Origin of the sequence: Weissella sp. DD23, assembly GCF_001579105.1 — a bacterium.
Lineage (GTDB): Bacteria > Bacillota > Bacilli > Lactobacillales > Lactobacillaceae > Weissella > Weissella cibaria.
The window spans coordinates 54,783-56,161 of record NZ_KQ970396.1; the positions used below are offsets into that span (position 1 = coordinate 54,783).

A 1,379-nucleotide genomic window follows, 5' to 3' on the forward strand; every position below is an offset into this window, starting at 1 on the left:
TACTCAGTTATTACTTGAATAATAGGCGTTCGCGCATTTGCTCAAGCGTTGGGTGATTCAAGAAAAAATACAGGATAATCGCTTGAATTGGCAAGAAAATAATTTGCTTAATGCCACGAACCCAAAGGAGTGATGTAATTGCCTTAGGATCCGTCATGCCACCCATGATCACAATCCAAAGGGTATTCAAAACGGCGTTAACCAAGAATAGGACCAAGATAACGGTAACAATGACCCGTAACCAACTAATGTGTTCGCGCCCATAAAAAGCGAAGCCGTAAATGGCAGCACCGACTAATGCTGAAACGGCGAATCCCCAAAAGTAGCTATAGCCACTAATCATCGTTGATAGAAAGTCGTTAAAAAAGGCAACAATCATGCCCCAATAAGGACCATACCACTTTGCAATCAAGCCAACGACGATAAATGTGAAGCCAACCTTCACAGAAGCTGGGCCAAATGTAAAGCGACCGATAACGATTTCGAGGGCCATCAGAATGCCCAATAATGCAAGCTGCGTCGTGCGCAGACGAGGTAATGCGTAACTTAATGTCTTCATATCGAAAACACCTCCTTTAGTATTTGGAGGGTTTCACTTCTTACAGTGAATGTGACGATGGTATCGCGAACACGTTGTCCTTCGTCCGTGGCCCACATTCCGTTTCCACGGCACTTAACGCACCAAAGTCTACCCTGCATCTGTTACGTGATTTATTATAGCGCAATTTATTGATTGGTGGCAGGAAAAGTGGGGTGATATCGTAAGTAAAATGTTAAATAACGAAAATATTTAGGTTTAAACGTTTCAATTGTTAGTTTTATGTCTAATAATGGCCGTTGTGATGGGAAACTTGCACGGATTTCTTAATAAATTAAGAACAAACTCTAATTGAGGGGGCTGTCATTTTTAGTAAAACTTGGTAAAATGTTTACAAAGTAATTTTACGAAGAAAGAGACCCGCATGATAACAATAAAAGTACCTGCAACATTAGGGGATTTCGGTCCCGGCGTCGCGTCAATTGGTATTGCGCTCGATCGCTATTTAACGCTTGAAGTTATTTCAGCCAATGATGTCTGGTTGGTCGAACACAATTTAGGTGAGACGATTCCGACGGATGCCACCAATTATATCGTTGCTGTTGCCCAAAACTTATATCCCAATATAACGCCACATCGGATTCGCGTAACGTCGGATATTCCACTCCGTCAAGGGTTGGGCTCTTCAACGGCTGCGTTGCTGGCCGCAATAGAGTTAGCTAACCAATTGGGTGAACTGGATTTAGACGACTATACGAAATTAACGTTGGCAGCACGTACTGAAGGTCAACCAGCCAACGTGACTGCCGCGCTACTGGGTGGCGTGACAGTGAGTTATCTA

General features: G+C 43.2%; 1 protein-coding gene, 1 pseudogene and 1 riboswitch. Of the genes and pseudogenes, one reads left to right on the top strand and one right to left on the bottom strand.

The window, feature by feature from the left end:
- Positions 1 to 10: 10 nt before the first annotated feature.
- Positions 11 to 559, bottom strand: coding sequence for a folate family ECF transporter S component (locus tag WEIDD23_RS09580; protein WP_010374125.1), 549 nt, complete (start codon positions 557 to 559; stop codon positions 11 to 13).
- Positions 560 to 600: 41 nt separating this feature from the next.
- A riboswitch (THF riboswitch) is annotated at positions 601 to 698 on the bottom strand.
- Positions 699 to 962: 264 nt separating this feature from the next.
- On the opposite strand from WEIDD23_RS09580, the pseudogene WEIDD23_RS14885 reads away from it, so the two are divergent.
- Positions 963 to 1,379, top strand: a pseudogene (locus tag WEIDD23_RS14885) (homoserine kinase); the annotation flags it as partial.

Bases quoted from the DNA above. Each gene is read 5' to 3' on its own strand.
- WEIDD23_RS09580 (WP_010374125.1), bottom strand. From the start codon at position 559: ATGAAGACATTAAGTTACGCATTACCTCGTCTGCGCACGACGCAGCTT.